Below are 16,855 nucleotides of genomic sequence, written 5' to 3' on the forward strand. Positions count from 1 at the left end.
CCGGGGCCGGAGCGGGCGGCGCCGCCCCCGCTCAGCCCTGCCCGGACCGCCACTGCCGGGCCAGCACCCACACCAGGTAGCAGCCGCCGACGACACCCGTCAGCACCCCGACGGGCAACTGCGTGGGCGCCAGCATCCGTTGCGCCGCGATGTCGCTGAGCGACAGCAGCAGGGCGCCCATGACCGTGGACGCGAGCAGGTTGGGGCCGGTGGCCCGGGTGAGCCGGCGGACGACCTGCGGTGCGACCAGGGCGACGAACGGGACGGGCCCCGCGACGGCCGTGGACAGCGCCGTCAGCCCCACGCCCACGGCGAGGGCGCCGGAGGTGACGCGCCGGACGGGCACCCCCAGCGCGGCGGCGGTGTCCTCGCCCATCTCCAGCATCCGCAGCGGCCGGCCGAGCAGCACGGCCGCCGGGCCGAGGACGGCCAGCGTGGCCACCATCGTCCAGACGTGCTCCCAGCCGCGGCCGTTGAGGCTGCCGGTGAGCCAGACCTGGGCGCTCTGCGCGTCGTTGAAGGAGGCCCGCGCGATCAGGTAGGAGTTGGCGGCGGTGAGCAGCGAGCTGACGCCGATGCCCACCAGGATCAGCCGGTAGCCGGCCGCGCCGCCGCGCCAGGCGAGCAGCCAGACGGCGGCGCTGGTGACCGCGCAGCCGATGACGGATCCGACGGCGACGGAGGCCGCGCCCGCGCCGAGCACCAGGATGGTGACGAGGGCGCCGGTGGCGGAGCCGACCGTGAAGCCGATGACGTCGGGGCTGCCGAGCGGGTTGCGGGCGATGGTCTGGAAGAGGGCGCCGGACAGGCCCAGGGCGGCGCCGACCAGCAGCGCGGTCAGCAGCCGGGGCAGCCGGAGTTCGCCCACGATGTAGTCGGCGCCGGGGACGTGCTCGCCGGCCAGCACCTTCAGCACGTCGGACACGGGGACGTGGAAGTCGCCCGTGGTCAGCGTCCAGACGCCGACGGCCGCGGCGGCCAGCGCGAGGAGGGCGCCGACGGCGGTGGCGCGCGGGTCCCAGCGCACCGACAGGGTCCTGCCGGGCCCGGGCAGGCGCAGGGCGCCGATAGGAAGCCGCCGGTGCCGCGCCGCCGGGCCGGCGGCGGGGCGCGCGGGCGTGGTGCTGCTGGTCACAGTTGGGCGATCCTCTTGCGGCGGACGAGGGCGATGAACAGGGGCGCTCCGAGGAACGCGGTGACGACGCCGGCCTCCAGCTCCTCGTTGGCCAGCACGACGCGGCCGACGATGTCGGCGGCCAGCAGCAGGGCCGCGGCGAGGACGGCGCTGTAGGGCAGCAGCCAGCGCTGGTCGGGGCCGGTGATCAGCCGGGCGAGGTGCGGAACGGCCAGTCCGACGAAGGCGATCGGGCCGACGGCGGCGGTGGCCGCGCCGCACAGCAGGGTGATCGCCGCCATGGTCGCGAACTGGGTGCGGCCCGGGTGGGCGCCCAGCGAGCGGGCGGTGTCCTCGCCGAGGGCGATGGCGTTGAGCGGCCGGGCCAGCAGCGCGGCCAGCAGGGCGCCGGCGCCCAGGAAGGGCAGGAGCCGGACCAGGACGGAGCCGGACTGTCCGGCCAGCGTGCCGATCTGCCAGAACCGGAACCGGTTGAGGGTGAGCGGGTCCAGCAGGATCAGCCCGTTGACGACGGCGGTCAGCACGGCGGAGACGGCCGTGCCCGCGAGCGCCAGCCGGACGGGCGTGGCCCGCGACCGGCCGCGGGTGCCCAGCAGGTAGACGGCGGCGGCGGCCACGGCGGCGCCGAGCAGGGCGGCCCAGACGTAGGCGGAGAAGGAGTCGAGGTCGAGCAGGGCGGTGGAGCCCGCGACGGCCGCCGCCGCGCCCGCGTTGACGCCGAGCAGGCCGGGGTCGGCCAGCGGGTTGCGGGTGAGGGCCTGCATCAGGGCGCCGGCCAGGCCGAGGGACGCGCCGATGACGATGCCGAACAGGCTGCGCGGCAGCCGGGAGGTGCGGACGACGATCCAGTCGTCGCTCCGCGGGTCCCGGGTCAGCAGCGCGTGCACGACGTCGCCGGGCGCGATGCTCTTGGCGCCGATGCCGATGCCGAGGACGGCCAGGACGAGGACGAGGCCGACGCAGGCCAGCAGTCCGGCGGCCCGGCGGGCGTGCCAGGCGCGCCCGGCCCGGGGCGGCGCGGAGACGGGAGGGGTTGCGGGTGAGCCGGTGACGGCCGGGGCGGTCGTGCTCACGCGTGCTCGTGCTCTTCGTCCTCGTGGTGGTCGTGGTTCTCCACGCCGCGCTTCCAGTAACCGTCCACGTCCACCTGCTCCTTGGCCAGGCCGAGCTCACGGCGCAGGTAGCGGCGGACGGGCTTGAGGGAGGTCGCCTCGCCGGCGACCCAGGCGAAGCCGAGGCCGTCGGTGGGGAGTTCGGCGGCGCGGATGGCGCGTTCGATGAGGTCGCTGTGGCCGGCCGGGGTGGTGCCGCGGTGCAGCCAGGTCAGCGACAGGTCGGTGGCGGTGCGGAAGGTCTGCTCGTCCTCCGGGCCCGGGACCTCGGCGAAGGCGATGACGCGGACGCCGGCGGGGAGCTTCTCCAGCCAGCGGGCGAGGGCGGGCAGGGCGGTCTCCTCGGCGGCCAGCAGGTACCAGTCGTGGACCATGGGCAGCACCTCGGAGCCGCGCGGGCCGAGGACGCCGAGCCGCATGCCGGGCCGGGCCCGCTCGGCCCAGGTGGAGCCGACGCCGCTGCCGTGCAGGACCATGTCGACGTCCAGCTCGCGGGCGTCGCGCCGGTAGTGACGGACCGTGTAGTCGCGGGTGATGGGCTCCACGGGGGCGTCCATCCAGGTGTCGTTCACGACGACCGGCTCGACGGGGAGTTCGGCGCCGTCGTGGGCGAAGCAGAGCTTCACGTGGTCGGTGGGCGCCTGCTCGCAGAAGCCGTCGAGGTCGGGGCCGCCGAGGGTGACGCGTACGGTGGAGGGGGTGATCCGGTCGACCTTCCGCACTTCCAGCAAGCGGTACTTGAGGGGGTGGCGGACGATGCGCATGCGCGGGAGCAGCGTGTCGGTGGTCATCGATCATCCCAATCCGGTCGGGCGTTCGGCGGGGCGGTACCACCGCGACCCCCGGCGCGGTGGTACGCGCCGGGGGCCGACGGGGATCGGCTCGTCGGTCGGGCCAACCTCCCCGACCGAGGTTAGGCTACCCTAACCCAGATCATGAGCCGCACGCCATCCGCCCGGCCACCCGCCCTTGTTCGAGCCGGATCACCCGCGGCAGCCGCGCGATGGTGGCCGGCCGGTGGGCGATGACGATCAGGGTGCGGTCCTCGCTCATGCCGTCGAGGGCGTGCTCCAGCCGGGCCGCCGTCACCGGGTCGATGTCGGCAGTGGCCTCGTCGAGGACGAGCACCGCGGGGTCGGCGAGCGCCGCCCGCAGCAGTCCGACGATCTGCCGCTCCCCCGCCGACAGCCGCTCGCCCCGGACGCCGACCTCGGCGTCCAGGCCGCCGAGGTCGCGCAGCCAGTCCTCCAGCCCCAGCTCGCGGACGGCCCGTTCCATGGCGGCCCGGTCCGGGGCGCTGTGCACCAGCTCCAGGTTGCGGGCGACCGTACCCGTCACCATGCGGACCTCCTGCGGCACCAGCACGACGCGGCGCCGCAGTTCGGCCTCGGACAGCTCCCGCAGGTCCGTACCGGCGAACGTGACGGTCCCCCGGTCGGGGGCGTAGAGCCCGCAGAGCAGCTTGGACAGGGTGGTCTTGCCGGAACCCGTCTCGCCGACGACACCGACGCGGTCACCGGCCGGGAAGGCCAGGGACACGTCGGAGAGCACCCGGGTGCCGTCCTGGTACCCGTACTCCACGCCCTCGCAGCGCAGTTCCCCCCGGACCGGCAGGTCCGCCGCGCTCCCGGCGGCGGGCGCCGCGGGCTTGACCCGCTCGGTGGCGGCGAGCAGGTCCAGCAGCCGGGCCAGCCCGGTCCGCGCGGTCTGCACATGCCCGACGAGCTGCGACAGGTCGGAGAAGGAGTCGAAGAGGTTGCGGCTGGCCAGGACGAAGGTGACGACCGTGCCGATGCTGATGTCGCCGCGCGACGCCTGCCAGCCGCCGAAGAGGAGCAGCGCGACGAGCGCGACGCCCTCGATCAGGCTCACCAGGTCGATGCGGTTCTCCACCCGGACCGCCCGCCGGGCGGCGGTCACCGCGACGGCGTTCTCCCGCCCGAAGCGGCGCATCCAGCCGGGCAGTCCGCCGGCGGTCTGCAGCGCCTCCCGGACGGCGAGGGTCTCGGTGAACGTGGCGGCCACGGTGGCCTCGGCCGTCGCCTTCCCGCCGAACGCGGCGGACGCGTCCCGCTGGAACCAGCGCATCGCCAGCAGCGCAGGCGGGACGAACACGACCAGCTGCACCAGGGCGAGCTGCCAGGAGTAGAAGAACAGCACACACAGCGTGAACACCAGGGTGGCCGTGGCGGACACCAGGTTCCGCAGGTGCATCCGGACGAACGCGGCCAGCGCGGCCACCTCGCCGGTGGTGCGGCGCAGCAGTTCGCCGGTGCGGTGCGACTCCAGGAACCGCAGCGGCGCCGAGGCCAGGTTGGCGACGGACCGCTCGCGCAGGCTGCGGACGACGTTCTCGCCGGCCTTGGCGAGCAGGAGTTCGCCGGAGCGGGCCAGGCCGAGCTGGACGACGGCGAGGGCGACCAGCGCCCCGGCGGCGACCAGCAGCCCGGTGCGGTCGTGGTGGTCGAGCGCGTCGGTGGCGCGGCCGACCAGGGGGGCGACGGCGACCAGCGCGGCGGAGTCGGCGAGGCCCACCACGACGGCGGTGATCAGGGCCCGCCGGTGCGGACGGAGGTGGGGGGCGGCCCGGCGCAGTACGTGCCGCTCGTCGGGCCGGCCGTCGAGGAGTACGGGCTCAGCCACGGTCGGCCTCCGGGTGCGCGGCGGACAGGGCGGGCACGGCGGCGGCCTCTCTCGGGGTGGTGGTGCCGCGGTCGGCCAGGGTGACGACGCGGTCGGCGGCCTCCAGGACGGCCGTCCGGTGGGTCGCGAACAGGACCGTACGGCCCTCGGCCCAGCTCCGCAGCCGCTTGAGGACCAGGGCCTCGGTGGTGGTGTCGAGGGCGGACGTGCAGTCGTCCAGCACCAGCACCTCGGGGTCGCCGAGCAGCCCGCGCGCGAGGGCGAGGCGCTGGATCTGCCCGCCGGACAGGGCCGTTCCGCTCTCGCCGAGCGGGGTGTCGTAGCCCTCGGGCATGGCGGCGATCTGGTCGTGGACGCAGGCCGTCTCGCAGGCGGCCCGCAGGGCCTCGTCGGACAGGTCGCGGCCGAGCCGCAGGTTCTCGGCGACGGTGCCGGACAGCAGCAGCGGCCGCTGCGCCACGTAGCCGATCCGGCGGCGGACGTCGTCGAGCGCGGCGTCGCGCAGGTCGGTGCCGCCGTAGCGGACGGCGCCGGTGGCCGGGTCGTCCAGCCGGGCGGGCAGCCGCAGCAGGGTGCTCTTCCCGGAGCCGGTGGCGCCCTGGACGGCCACGAACTCGCCGCGCCGGACGGTCAGGTCGAGCGGGGCGAGGACGGTGACGCCGTCGCGCACGGCGCTGACCCCGGACAGCTCCAGGTCACCGCCGGGGGTCAGGGCGACCGGCTCGGCCGGGTCGGTGACGGTGGACGTGAGGGACAGCGCCTCGTCGATCCGGGCGGCGGCCACGTCGGCCTGGCCGCGTTCCAGCAGCCGGGTGACGAGGACGCGGGTGGCCAGGGTGACGGTGGCCATCCACGAGGTGAAGGCGACCAGCCCGCCGATGGTCAGCCGGCCGTCGAGGACGGCGAGTCCGCCGACGCCCACGCCGACCGCGACGGCCAGCCGGGGCACGAAGGGCGCGACGGCGGCCCAGTCCGCCTCGATCCGCGCGGCCTTGACGGTCTTGTCGGTGACCGTGGCGCTGGCGGTGTCGTGCCGGTCGAGCAGCGGCCGGTGGCCGCCGGTGCCGCGCAGCCCGGTGCCGACCTGGAGCAGGTCGGCGACGGCCTCGGCGCGGTCGCCGTGGGCGGCCGACAGCTCGTCGCTGGCGGCGCCGAAACGGCGCGGGAAGTACAGGTTGACCCAGGTGAGGAAGGGCAGCATGCCCACCGTCACCAGCAGCAGGACGGGGTCGAGCGCGGCCAGGCCGGGCAGCACGACGGCGAAGGTGGTGGCGAGCACCACCCAGACGGAGAGGCCGTGCACCCACTCCCGGACCATGTCGGTGTCCCGGGTGGCGCGCATGGCCAGGTCGCCGTGGCCGCGCTCGGCGAGGGCTGCCCGGTCGAGCCCGGCCAGCCGGCCGAGCAGCCGCGACCGCAGGTCGGCACCGACCCGCGCGTCGGTGACGCTCGCCCAGTACTGCCAGCCGTACAGCCCGGCGAACTGCACACAGGCGGCGAGCGCGGTGGCGCCGGACCACAGCAGCAGCACCCGGTTGTCGTCCTTCTGAATGCCGTCGTCCAGGGCCCGCTGGACGCACCACGGGACGGCGAGCAGCGCGACCTGGCGGAGGCAGGCGGAGACCATCGCGGCGAACAGCGTGGCCCGGTGCGGGCGCAGCGAGCCACGCAGCAGGCGGCGGGCGCGGCGGCGGCGCTCGGCGGGGAGGCTCTTCGGGTCGTCGTCCTCGGCCGCCGCCTCGTCGACGGCGGCCGATGCCTGTTCGGCCACCGGCCCGGTGGCCGGCGCCCGTTCGTCGGTGGGGGCCCGGTCCTTCGCGGGCTCGTCGGCCGGCCGGTCGCCCGGTGGACGGTCGGCGTGGCCGGGGCGGTGCTCCGGCTGGGCGGGGTGGGTGCTCACGACGTCAGGTATCCGATCCGAGGGGTGGTTCGACCGCGCGGTCCGGCCGGGACGACCGGTCCGGACCGCGCGGGGCGGGGGCGGGGGTCCGGGTCAGGACCGCGCGGCGAGACTGGCCGGGCGCATGTCCGTCCAGTTGGCGTCCACGTACTCGGTGCAGCCCTGGAGGCTGTCCTCGCCGTGCACGACGGTCCAGCCGGCCGGGACCTCCGCGAACACCGGCCACAGCGAGTGCTGGTTCTCGGCGTTGACGAGGACGTAGTAGCGGGCGTCGTTGTCCTCGAAGGGGTTGGTGGCGCTCATCTGCGGTGCTCCTTTGGTGAGGTGGAGTGGTTCGTGTCGATTGTTGGTGATCTTGGGGTGGTTCAGGAAGGGGCCGTGATGGTCTCCGGGGCCTCCTCGCCGGACCGGGCGGTGAGGAAGGCCGCGAGCTCGGCGACAGTGGGCCGGGCCAGCAGGTCGGTGACGGTCACGCCGGGGCCGAACGCGTCACGGACGCCGTGCAGCAGGGACATCAGCAGCAGCGAGTGGCCGCCGAGGTCGAAGAAGCCGTCGTCGACGCCGACGTCGGGCAGTCCGAGCACCTCGGCGAAGACGTTACACAGCGTCTCCTCCACGGCGTCGCGCGGGGCCCGGCCGGTCGGGCCGACGGCCGTGTCGGCGGCCGTGGGGGCGGGGAGGGCCTTGCGGTCGAGCTTGCCGTTGACGGTCAGCGGCAGCGCGTCGAGGACGACGAACGCCGACGGGACCATGTACTCCGGCAGCGAAGCGGCGAGCGACCGGCGCAGCGCCGCCACGTCCACGGCACCGGCCGGGACCAGGTAGGCGGCCAGCCGCTTGACGCCCGGGGTGTCCTCGCGGACCACGACGGCGGCCCGCGCCACGGAGGCATCCGCGGTCAGCGCGTCCTCGATCTCCCCCGGCTCCACCCGGTAACCCCGGACCTTCACCTGATCGTCGACCCGGCCGAGGAAGTCCAGCAACCCGTCCTGCCGCCACCGCACCACATCACCCGTCCGGTACATCCGCGCACCCGGCTCACCGAACGGATCCGCCACGAAACGCCCCGCCGTCAGACCGGGACGGCCGAGGTAGCCCCGGGCGAGTCCGACGCCGGAGACGTACAACTCGCCGGGGACGCCGACGGGCACGGGCCGGAGGTGGGCGTCGAGGACGCGGGCGCGGGTGTTCCAGATCGGACGGCCGACGGTGGCCGTGTCGCTGTCCAGCGTGCCGCCGCCGAGCGTGTTGATCGTGTACTCGGTCGGCCCGTAGAGGTTGTAGCCCATCACGCCGGGGGTGTCGCGCAGCCGCGTCCAGAGCGACTCCGCGACGGCCTCACCGCCCAGCAGGACGAGCGCCGGCCGGTGCCGGTCCTCGTCCAACAAGCCGCACTCGACCAGGGCTTGGGCGTAGGACGGCGTGACATTGATGACGTCGATCGCGTGCTCGGCGCAGTAGGCGGCCAGCCCCTCCGCGTCCCGCCGCAGCGACTCGTCGAGAACGTGCACCTCGTGCCCCTCGACCAGCCACAACAACTCCTCCCACGACATGTCGAAGGAGAACGACACCGTATGCGCGATCCGCAACCGCCGACCACCCGCGGCCGCAACCACCGGCTCGAAAATCGCCTCACGGTGATTGAGCTGCATATTGGTCAAACCGCGGTACGGCGTCACCACACCCTTCGGCCGACCCGTCGAACCCGACGTGAAAATGACATACGCGGCAGCATCCAGGTCGACGACCGCGTCCACGGGACCGGCCGGGAAGTCGGCCAACTCCTTTGCGACGCGCGGGTCGTCCAGCTCGACGACCGGGACGTCGGGCACATCCGGCATCCGGTGCCGGGCGGTCGAGTCGGTCAGCAGGACGACGGGACGGGTCTCGGCGACCATGAACGCGAGTCGGTCCACCGGGTAGTCGAGCTCCAGCGGCAGGTACGCCGCCCCGGTCCGCAGCACCGCGAACAGCGCCGCGACCATCTCCAGCGAACGCGGCAGCCCCAGCGCCACCACCCGCTCGGGACCGGCACCCCGGGCCGCCAACAGCCGCGCCAGCCGGTTGACTTCGGCGTCAAGATCGGCGAAGGTCCAGACCCGCCCGCCGGCCACCAGCGCCACCGCGTCCGGGACGGTCGCCGCGCGCTCTGCCAGCAGTTCCGCCACCGACTTCTCCGGCAGTTCCCGGTCCGTCGCCGCCCACTCCCCCAGGACCAGGTCGCGCTCGCGCCCGGTCAGCACGTCCAGGGTGCCGACACGGCGGTGCGGGTCCTCGGCGATCTGGGCGAGGAGGGAGAGGAGGCGTTCGACGAGGGCCTCGGCGGTGACGCGGTCGTAGAGGTCGGCCGCGTACTCGAAGGCGATGTCGATCTCCTCGGCGGTGGGCGTCTCCTCGAAGTTGAAGTCGAGTTCGAACTTGGCGGCGCCGAGCTCGAAGGGCAGGATGCGGCTCTCCAGGCCCAGGAGCCGGCCGGCGCGGCCGTCGTTGTTCTGGTACCCGAGCATCACCTGGAACAGCGGGTGCCGGCCGGCAGCGCGCGGCGGGTTGAGCGCCTCGACGAGGCTGTCGAACGGCAGGTCCTGGTGGGCGAAGGCGGCCAGGTCGTTCTCCCGTACGCGGCCGAGGAGTTCGGCGAACGTCGGGTCGCCGGACAGGTCGTTCCGCAGCACCAGGGTGTTGACGAAGAAGCCCACGAGACCGTCGAGCGCCGCGTCCGAGCGGCCCGCGACGGGCGCGCCGAGCGGGATGTCGTCGCCGGCGCCCAGCCGGTGGAGGAGCGTGGCGACGGCGGCCTGGAGCACCATGAACGTGGTGGTGCCGGTGGCCGTCGCGGCGTCGCGGAGGCCGCGGTAGACGGCCGGCGGCACCTGGGCGCGCACGGTGTCGCCGCGGTGGCCGGTGTCCCGGCCGCGCGCCCGGTCGCGGGGCAGGGCGAGTTCCTCAGGCAGCCCGTCCAGGGCCTGCCGCCAGTAGGCGGTCTGCCGGTGGTGTGCGCTGTGCTCGTCGGCCGGGTCGCCCAGCAGCTCGCGCTGCCAGAGCGTGTAGTCGGCGTACTGCACGGGCAGCGGCTCCCAGCCGGGTGCCGTGCCCGCCGCGCGGGCGGTGTACGCGGCGGTGAGGTCGTCGATGAACGGCAGCATCGACCACTCGTCGCCGGCGATGTGGTGGAAGAGGAGGACGAGGACGTGGTCCTCGGGCGTCACCTCGAACGCCGTGACCCGCAGCGGCAGTTCGCGCGCGAGGTCGAAGGCGTGGCGGACGGCCGCCTCGACGTCCGCCGTCAGCGTCTCGTCCGTCGTCTTCGCGGTGTGCAGCGCGTCGGCGGGGTCGGGCGCGTCGAGGATCCGCTGCACGGGCCGGCCCTCGTGCTCGCCGACGACCGTGCGGAGGCTCTCGTGGCGCCGGGTGACGTCGACGACGGCGTGCCGCAGCGCGTCCTCGTCGAGCGCGCCGTTGACGCGGACGACGAGCGGGACGTTGTAGGCGGCCCCGGAGCCGTCGAGGTTCCGGAGGTACCACATGCGCCGCTGGGCGTGCGAGAGCGGCAGTTCGGCCGGGCGCTCGCGGCGGGTCAGGGCGGGGCGGCGGTCGGCGCCGGGGGTGGTGCGCTCGGCGAGGGCGGCCGGGGTCGGGGCCTCGAAGAGGTCGCGGACGGCGAGGTCGGTGCCCAGTTCGGCGCGGACGCGGCTGACGAGGCGGGTGGCGAGCAGGGAGTGCCCGCCGAGGTCGAGGAAGTGGTCGTCGGGGCCGACCGAGGGGACGCCCAGCACCTCGCCGAAGAGGGCGCAGAGGAGTTCCTCGCGCTCGGTGCGGGGGGCGCGGCCGGTGCCGCCGAGGTCGGGGGCGGGGAGGGCCTTGCGGTCGAGCTTGCCGTTGACGGTCAGCGGCAGCGCGTCGAGGACGACGAACGCCGACGGGACCATGTACTCCGGCAGCGAAGCGGCGAGCGACCGGCGCAGCGCCGCCACGTCCACGGCACCGGCCGGGACCAGGTAGGCGGCCAGCCGCTTGACGCCCGGGGTGTCCTCGCGGACCACGACGGCGGCCCGCGCCACGGAGCCATCCGCGGTCAGCGCGTCCTCGATCTCCCCCGGCTCCACCCGGTAACCCCGGACCTTCACCTGATCGTCGACCCGGCCGAGGAAGTCCAGCAGCCCGTCCCCCCGCCACCGCACCACATCACCCGTCCGGTACATCCGCGCACCCGGCTCACCGAACGGATCCGCCACGAAACGCCCCGCCGTCAGACCGGGACGGCCGAGGTAACCGCGCGCCAGGCCCACACCGGACACGTACAGTTCGCCCGGCACACCGATCGGGACCGGCCGCAGCCAGGCGTCCAGGACGCGGGCGCGGGTGTTCCAAATGGGACGGCCGACGGTGGCCGTGTCGCTGTCCAGCGTGCCGCCGCCGAGGGTGTTGATCGTGTACTCGGTCGGCCCGTAGAGGTTGTAGCCGATGAGACCGGGAGTCTCCTTGAGGCGCGTCCACAGCGACTCGGGCACGGCCTCGCCGCCGAGGAGGACGAGGACGGGCCGGTGCCGGTCGCCGTCCAACAGGCCGCATTCCACGAGCGCTTGGGCATAGGAGGGCGTCACATTGATGACGTCGACCTCGTGCTCGGCGCAGTAGGCCGCCAGCCCCTCCGCGTCCCGCCGCAGCGACTCGTCAAGGACGTGCACCTCGTGCCCCTCGACCAGCCACAACAACTCCTCCCACGACATGTCGAAGGAGAACGACACCGTATGCGCGATCCGCAACCGCCGCCCACCCGCGGCCGAGACCACCGGCTCGAAAATCGCCTCACGATGGTTCAACTGCATATTCGTCAAACCCCGATAAGGCGTCACCACACCCTTCGGCCGACCCGTCGAACCCGACGTGAAGATCACATACGCGGCGGCATCCAGGTCGACGTCCGCGTCCACGGACTCACCCGAGAGCGCGGCGAGTTCGGCGGTCACGGCCGGGTCGTCGAGCTCGACGACCGGGACGCCGCGGACGTCGGGCATCCGCCCGCGGACGGTCGAGTCGGTGACCAGGACGACGGGACGGGTCTCGGCGACCATGGAGGCGAGGCGGTCGGCCGGGTAGTCGAGCTCCAGCGGCAGGTAGGCGGCACCGGCGCGCAGGACGGCGAACAGCGCGGCGACCATGTCGAGCGATCGGGGCAGCCCGAGGGCGACCACCCGGTCGGGTCCGGCGCCCCGGGCGAGGAACAGCCGTGCGAGGCGGTTGATCCGCGCGTCGAGCTCGGCGTAGGTCCAGGCGCGGTCCCCGGCGACGAGGGCGACCGTGTCCGGGACGGCGGCGGCGCGCTCGGCGAGCAGGTCGGCCACCGACTTCTCCGGCAGTTCCCGGTCCGTCGCCGCCCACTCCCCCAGCACCAGCCCGCGCTCGCGCCCGGTCAGCACGTCCAGGGCGCGGACGGGCACGTCGGGACCGGCCGTGATCCGGTCGAGCAGGGTGACGAGCCGCCCGGCGTGCTCCTCGACCGTGGCGCGGTCGAAGGCGTCGGGACGGAACTTCCATTCCAGGGTCATCCGCTCACCGGGGTTGGCGGTGAAGATGAGCGGGAAGTGCGTGGCGTCGACGTCCGTGACGCCCTCGACGCCCAGGGCCTCGCCGACGCGGTCGCGCTCGTCCTGGTCGACGGGGGTGTTGCGGAGCACCTGGAGGGTGTCGAAGAGGCGGCCGAGGCCGGTGGTGCGCTGGATGGCGCCCAGGCTGAGCTGGTGGTGCGGCAGGAGGGCCGCCTGTTCGCGCTGGAGGCGGGTGAGGAGGCGGGCCGCCGTCTCGTCGCGGTCGAGGCGGACGCGGACGGGGACGGTGTTGAGGAACATGCCGACGGTCCGCTCGATGCCGGGCAGGTCGGCGGGGCGGCCGGAGACGGTCGTTCCGAAGACCACGTCCTGCCGGCCGGTGATTCCGGCGAGCAGCAGGCCCCAGACGCCGGAGAGCACGGTGTTGAGGGTCAGTCCGTGGGTCTGGGCCCAGCCGGTGACCCGGGCGCTCAGTTCTGCGGTGAGTTCGGTGGAGTGCTCCTCGGGGAGGAGCGAGGCGCGCTCGCGGGCGTGCGGGGCGACGAGCGTGGGCTCCTCGACGCCGGCCAGGGCCGCGCGCCACGCCTCCTCGCCGGCGGCGGTGTCCTGGGCGTGCAGCCAGGCGAGGAAGTCCTGGTACGGGAGGGGCTGTTCGCCCTCGGGGCTCGCGAGGGAGCCGGTGGTGACGAGCGCGTGGCAGTGGGCCAGCAGTTCCTGGAGGAACAGCCCGGACGACCAGCCGTCCCACAGCAGCGTGTGGTTGGTGACGAGGATGTGCTGGCGGCCGTCGGGGGTGAGGACCGAGACCAGGCGCAGCAGCGGCGGGTTCGTCAGGTCGAAGCGGGTGCGGGCCTCGGCTGCCTGGAGCCGGGCGAGTTCGGCCTCGGCCGTTTCCGGGACGAGGTCGCGCAGGTCGGCCTCGGTAAGGGGCACGTCCACGGCGTCCGGGACGTACTGGACGGGCTCGTCGAGGCCGTCGTGCAGGAACCCGGCGCGCAGGTTGGGGTGGCGGTCGAGGACGGCGGTGACGGCGGTGCGCAGCACGTCGAGCGGGACGGGCCGGCGGAGGGTGACGACGTCGCGGGAGGTGTAGACGTCGAGCGCGTCCTCGTCGTACAGGGCCTCGAACAACAGGCCGCGCTGGAGCGGGGAGAGGGGCCAGACCTCGGCCCCCGCGGGCGCGGCGGCGAGGGCCTCGTCGCTCGGCCGGGGCAGCTCGTGAACGGCGGACGGGGTGGCGGTGTCCTCCCCGCGGGCGCGCTCGGCGAGCCCCGCCGGAGTGCGGCCCTCGAAGACGTCGCGGGGGCTGAGGGCGAGGCCCTCGGCGCGGGCGGCGCCGACGAGGCGGATGGAGGTGATGCTGTCGCCGCCGAGGCGGAAGAAGTCGTCGTGGACGCCGGCCCGGGGCAGGTCGAGGACCTCGGCGAAGATCCGGCAGAGCAGGGCCTCGGTGGCGTCGGCGGGTTCGCGGTCGTCGGTGTGCCCGGCGTAGTCGAGGGCGTCGTCGGACGGGAGCGCGGCCCGGTCGATCTTGCCGTTGACGTTGAGCGGGAGCGCGTCGAGCACGGCGAAGGCGGACGGCACCATGTACTCGGGCAGCCGGGCCGCGCAGACGGCCCGCAGTTCCCCGGTGTCGGGGGTGGCGCCGGGGGCGGGGACGACGTAGGCGACGACGCGCTTGACGCCCGACGCCGTCGTACGAACCAGGACGGCCGCGTGGCCGACGGCCGGCTGCTCCGCCAGGACGGCCTCGATCTCGCCGAGTTCGATGCGGTAGCCGCGGATCTTGACCTGGTCGTCGGTGCGGCCGAGGAAGTCCAGGCCGCCGTCCGGGCGGCGGCGGACGAGGTCGCCGGTGCGGTACATGCGGCTGCCGGCCGGGCCGTAGGGGTCGGCGACGAAGCGGGACGCGGTGGCGGCCGGGCGGTTCAGGTAGCCGCGGGCGAGCTGGGCGCCGGCGAGGTAGAGCTCGCCGGGGACGCCGACGGGCACGGGCCGCAGCCAGGCGTCGAGGACGTGGGCGCGGGTGTTGCGCAGCGGCCGGCCGACGGTCGGGGTGGGGCTGTCGGCGAGGTCGGCGGCGAGGGCGTCGACGGTGAACTCGGTGGGCCCGTAGTAGTTGACGCAGGTCAGGCCGGGTGCGGGGTGCAGCCGTGCCCACAGCGCCTCGGGCACGGCCTCGCCGCCGAGCAGCAGGACGGCCGGGCGGTGCGGGGCGTCGGCGTCGAGGAGGCCGCTGTCGAGGAGCTGCTGGGCGTAGGTGGGGGTGACGTCGAGGGTGTCGACGCTGTGCTCCCGGGCGTACGCGACGACGGCCTCGGCGTCGCGGCGCGCGTGCTCGCCGAGGACGTGCAGCTCGTGGCCACCGATCAGCCAGATGAGCTGTTCCCAGGAGGAGTCGAAGGAGAACGAGGCGGTGTGCAGGGCGAGCAGCCGGTCGCGGCCGGTGGCGCGGACGGCGGCGGCGAAGACGGTGTCGAGGTGGTCGTGGGCGAGCGCGGTGAGGCCGCGGTGCTCGATGACGACGCCCTTGGGGCGGCCGGTGGAACCGGAGGTGTGGATCACGTACGCGGGGTGGCCGGGGGCGATCGGTCCGCCGCGCTCGGCGTCCGTGAGCGGTCCGCCGGGCAGCGCGTCGAGGGCCGCGTGGACGTCCGGGTCGTCGAGGAGGACGACGGCGGTGCCGGGGAGTTCGGGGAGCCGGGCGGCGACCTCGCGGGTGGCGACGAGGAGGGCGGGCCGGGTGTCGTCCAGGAGCAGGGCGAGGCGCTCGTCGGGATGGTCGAGGTCCAGCGGCAGGTAGGCGCCGCCGGCCTTGAGGACGGCGAGGATCGCGGTGACGGACGCGGTGGTGCGGGGCAGGGCGAGGGCGGCGACCCGTTCGGCGCCGAGGCCCCGGTCGCGGAGCAGCCGGGCGAGCCGGTCGGAGCGCTCGTCGAGTTCGGCGAAGGTGATCCGCTCGGTGCCGCCGTCGAGGGCCGGTCCGGCGAGGGCGGTGGCGTCGGGGGTGCGGGCGGCCTGCGCGGTGAACAGGTCGGTGACGGTGCCCGCCGGGACGGGGTGCTCGCCGCCGTCGGCGGCGGCGGTCAGCTCCGCGCCTTCGCCGGGCAGCAGGGTGTCGAGCCGGGCGAGCGGGGTGTCGGGCTGCTCGGCGAAGAGGGTGAGCAGGCGCAGGAAGCGGTCGGTGACGCGGCGGGCCGTCGTCTCGTCGAACAGGTCGGGACGGTAGCCGAGTTCGAGGCGCAGGGTGGCGCCGGGCAGGACGGACATCGTCAGCGGGTAGTGGGTGGCGTCGCGGGCGCCGAGGCCGGTGACGCGCAGGCCGCTGCCCGCGGCGGCCGTGCCGAGGGTGTCGGAGACGTCGTCGCTGCCGCTGTAGTTCTCGACGACCAGCAGCGTGTCGAACAGCGGCCCGTCGACGGCGGTGAGCCGCTGGATGCCGCCGAGGCCGAGGTGCTGGTGGTCCATGAGGGCGGCCTGTTCGGCCTGGACGGCGGCGGCGGTGCTCGCGAGGGTGGCGTCGGGGGCGAGCCGGACGCGCACGGGCAGGGTGTTGATGAACAGGCCGACCATGGTGTCGGCGCCGGGCAGGTCGTCCGGGCGGCCGGAGACCGTGGTGCCGCTGACGACGTCGGCGGCGCCGGTGAGGGAGCCGACGAGGACGCCCCAGAGGGTGTGGGCGACGTTGCCGAGGGTCAGGCCGCGGGCGCGGGCCACGGCGGTGACGGCGGCGGTGAGTTCGGGCCCGGCCTCGGTCTCGACGGCGCCGGGTTCGACGGCCGCGCCGAGGGCGGCGCCGGGGGCCACCGGATGGGGTTCGGTGAACCCGTCGAGGGCGGCGGCCCAGGCCCGGCGGGCGGCCTCGGTGTCGCGGGTGGCGAGCAGTTCGAGGTGGTCGCGGTAGGGGCGGACGGGCGGGAGGGCGGCGAGGTCGCCGCGCGAGCCGACGAGGGTGAGCAGCTCCCGGACCAGGATCGGCATGGACCAGCCGTCGAGGAGGAGGTGGTGGCAGGTGATGACCAGGCGGGCGCGCTCGTCGGCCAGGCGCAGCAGGGTGAGCCGCAGGAGGGGCGGTTCGGCGAGGTCGAAGCGGTGGTTCCAGTCCTCGGCCATGGCGGCGCGGACGGCGTCCTCCTGTGCCGCCGGGTCGGCGGCGAGGGCGGTGAGGTCGCGTTCGCGCACGGGGGTGTCGGCGTGGCGCGGGACGAACTGGACGGGCTCCTCGCCGTCGTCGTACCAGAAGCCGGCGCGCAGGTTGGCGTGGCGGCGCAGCAGGGCGTCGGCGGCTGCCGTCAAGTCGGCCGTTTTCAGTGGGCCTTCGAGGTCGAGGTGGGACTGGACGACGTAGACGTCGCGGGCGTCCTCGTCGTAGACGGCGTGGAAGAGGAGGCCCTCCTGGAGGGAGGACAGGGGGTAGACGTCCTCCAACGCGGAGCCCGCTGCGGAGTCGGCCTGGATCGGTGCGGTGGCGTCATTCATGGTGGGGTTCTCGGTCCAGGAGGGAGAGGGGGCGGTGGGC

At 74.8% G+C, this 16,855-nt stretch carries 7 protein-coding genes; all 7 read right to left on the reverse strand.

Annotated elements, in window-relative coordinates; all coding sequences use genetic code 11:
* Positions 1–31: 31 nt before the first annotated feature.
* Positions 32–1,135 carry a FecCD family ABC transporter permease gene (locus J7W19_RS01265; RefSeq protein WP_004944999.1) on the reverse strand — a complete coding sequence of 368 codons (1,104 nt, stop codon included), beginning with the start codon at positions 1,133–1,135 and terminating at the stop codon, positions 32–34.
* Positions 1,132–2,208: a FecCD family ABC transporter permease gene (locus J7W19_RS01270; protein ID WP_004945002.1), complete on the reverse strand. Its 1,077-nt coding sequence runs from the start codon at positions 2,206–2,208 to the stop codon at positions 1,132–1,134. The genes J7W19_RS01265 and J7W19_RS01270 overlap by 4 nt, the downstream gene beginning before the upstream one ends.
* Positions 2,205–3,038, reverse strand: coding sequence for a siderophore-interacting protein (locus J7W19_RS01275; RefSeq protein WP_004945005.1), 834 nt, complete (start codon positions 3,036–3,038; stop codon positions 2,205–2,207). The genes J7W19_RS01270 and J7W19_RS01275 overlap by 4 nt, the downstream gene beginning before the upstream one ends.
* Positions 3,039–3,180: 142 nt before the next feature.
* Positions 3,181–4,890, reverse strand: a complete 1,710-nt coding sequence (locus J7W19_RS01280) for an ABC transporter ATP-binding protein (protein WP_004945006.1) — start codon at positions 4,888–4,890, stop codon at positions 3,181–3,183.
* Positions 4,883–6,790 carry an ABC transporter ATP-binding protein gene (locus J7W19_RS01285; protein WP_004945008.1) on the reverse strand — a complete coding sequence of 636 codons (1,908 nt, stop codon included), beginning with the start codon at positions 6,788–6,790 and terminating at the stop codon, positions 4,883–4,885. Before J7W19_RS01285 ends, J7W19_RS01280 begins: the two co-directional genes overlap by 8 nt.
* Positions 6,791–6,883: 93 nt before the next feature.
* Complete coding sequence (locus J7W19_RS01290) at positions 6,884–7,093, reverse strand: MbtH family protein (RefSeq protein ID WP_004945011.1); 210 nt, start codon at positions 7,091–7,093, stop codon at positions 6,884–6,886.
* 62 nt (positions 7,094–7,155) lie between these two features.
* Positions 7,156–16,815 carry a non-ribosomal peptide synthetase gene (locus tag J7W19_RS01295; RefSeq protein WP_210455241.1) on the reverse strand — a complete coding sequence of 3,220 codons (9,660 nt, stop codon included), beginning with the start codon at positions 16,813–16,815 and terminating at the stop codon, positions 7,156–7,158.
* Positions 16,816–16,855: the final 40 nt, after the last annotated feature.

Origin of the sequence: Streptomyces mobaraensis NBRC 13819 = DSM 40847 (genome assembly GCF_017916255.1) — a bacterium.
GTDB classification, from domain to species: Bacteria; Actinomycetota; Actinomycetes; order Streptomycetales; family Streptomycetaceae; genus Streptomyces; species Streptomyces mobaraensis.

Coding starts and splice junctions, on each gene's coding strand:
- J7W19_RS01275 (WP_004945005.1), bottom strand. CDS start 3,038: ATGACCACCGACACGCTGCTCCCGCGCATGCGCATCGTCCGCCACCCC.
- J7W19_RS01295 (WP_210455241.1), bottom strand. CDS start 16,815: ATGAATGACGCCACCGCACCGATCCAGGCCGACTCCGCAGCGGGCTCC.
- J7W19_RS01290 (WP_004945011.1), bottom strand. CDS start 7,093: ATGAGCGCCACCAACCCCTTCGAGGACAACGACGCCCGCTACTACGTC.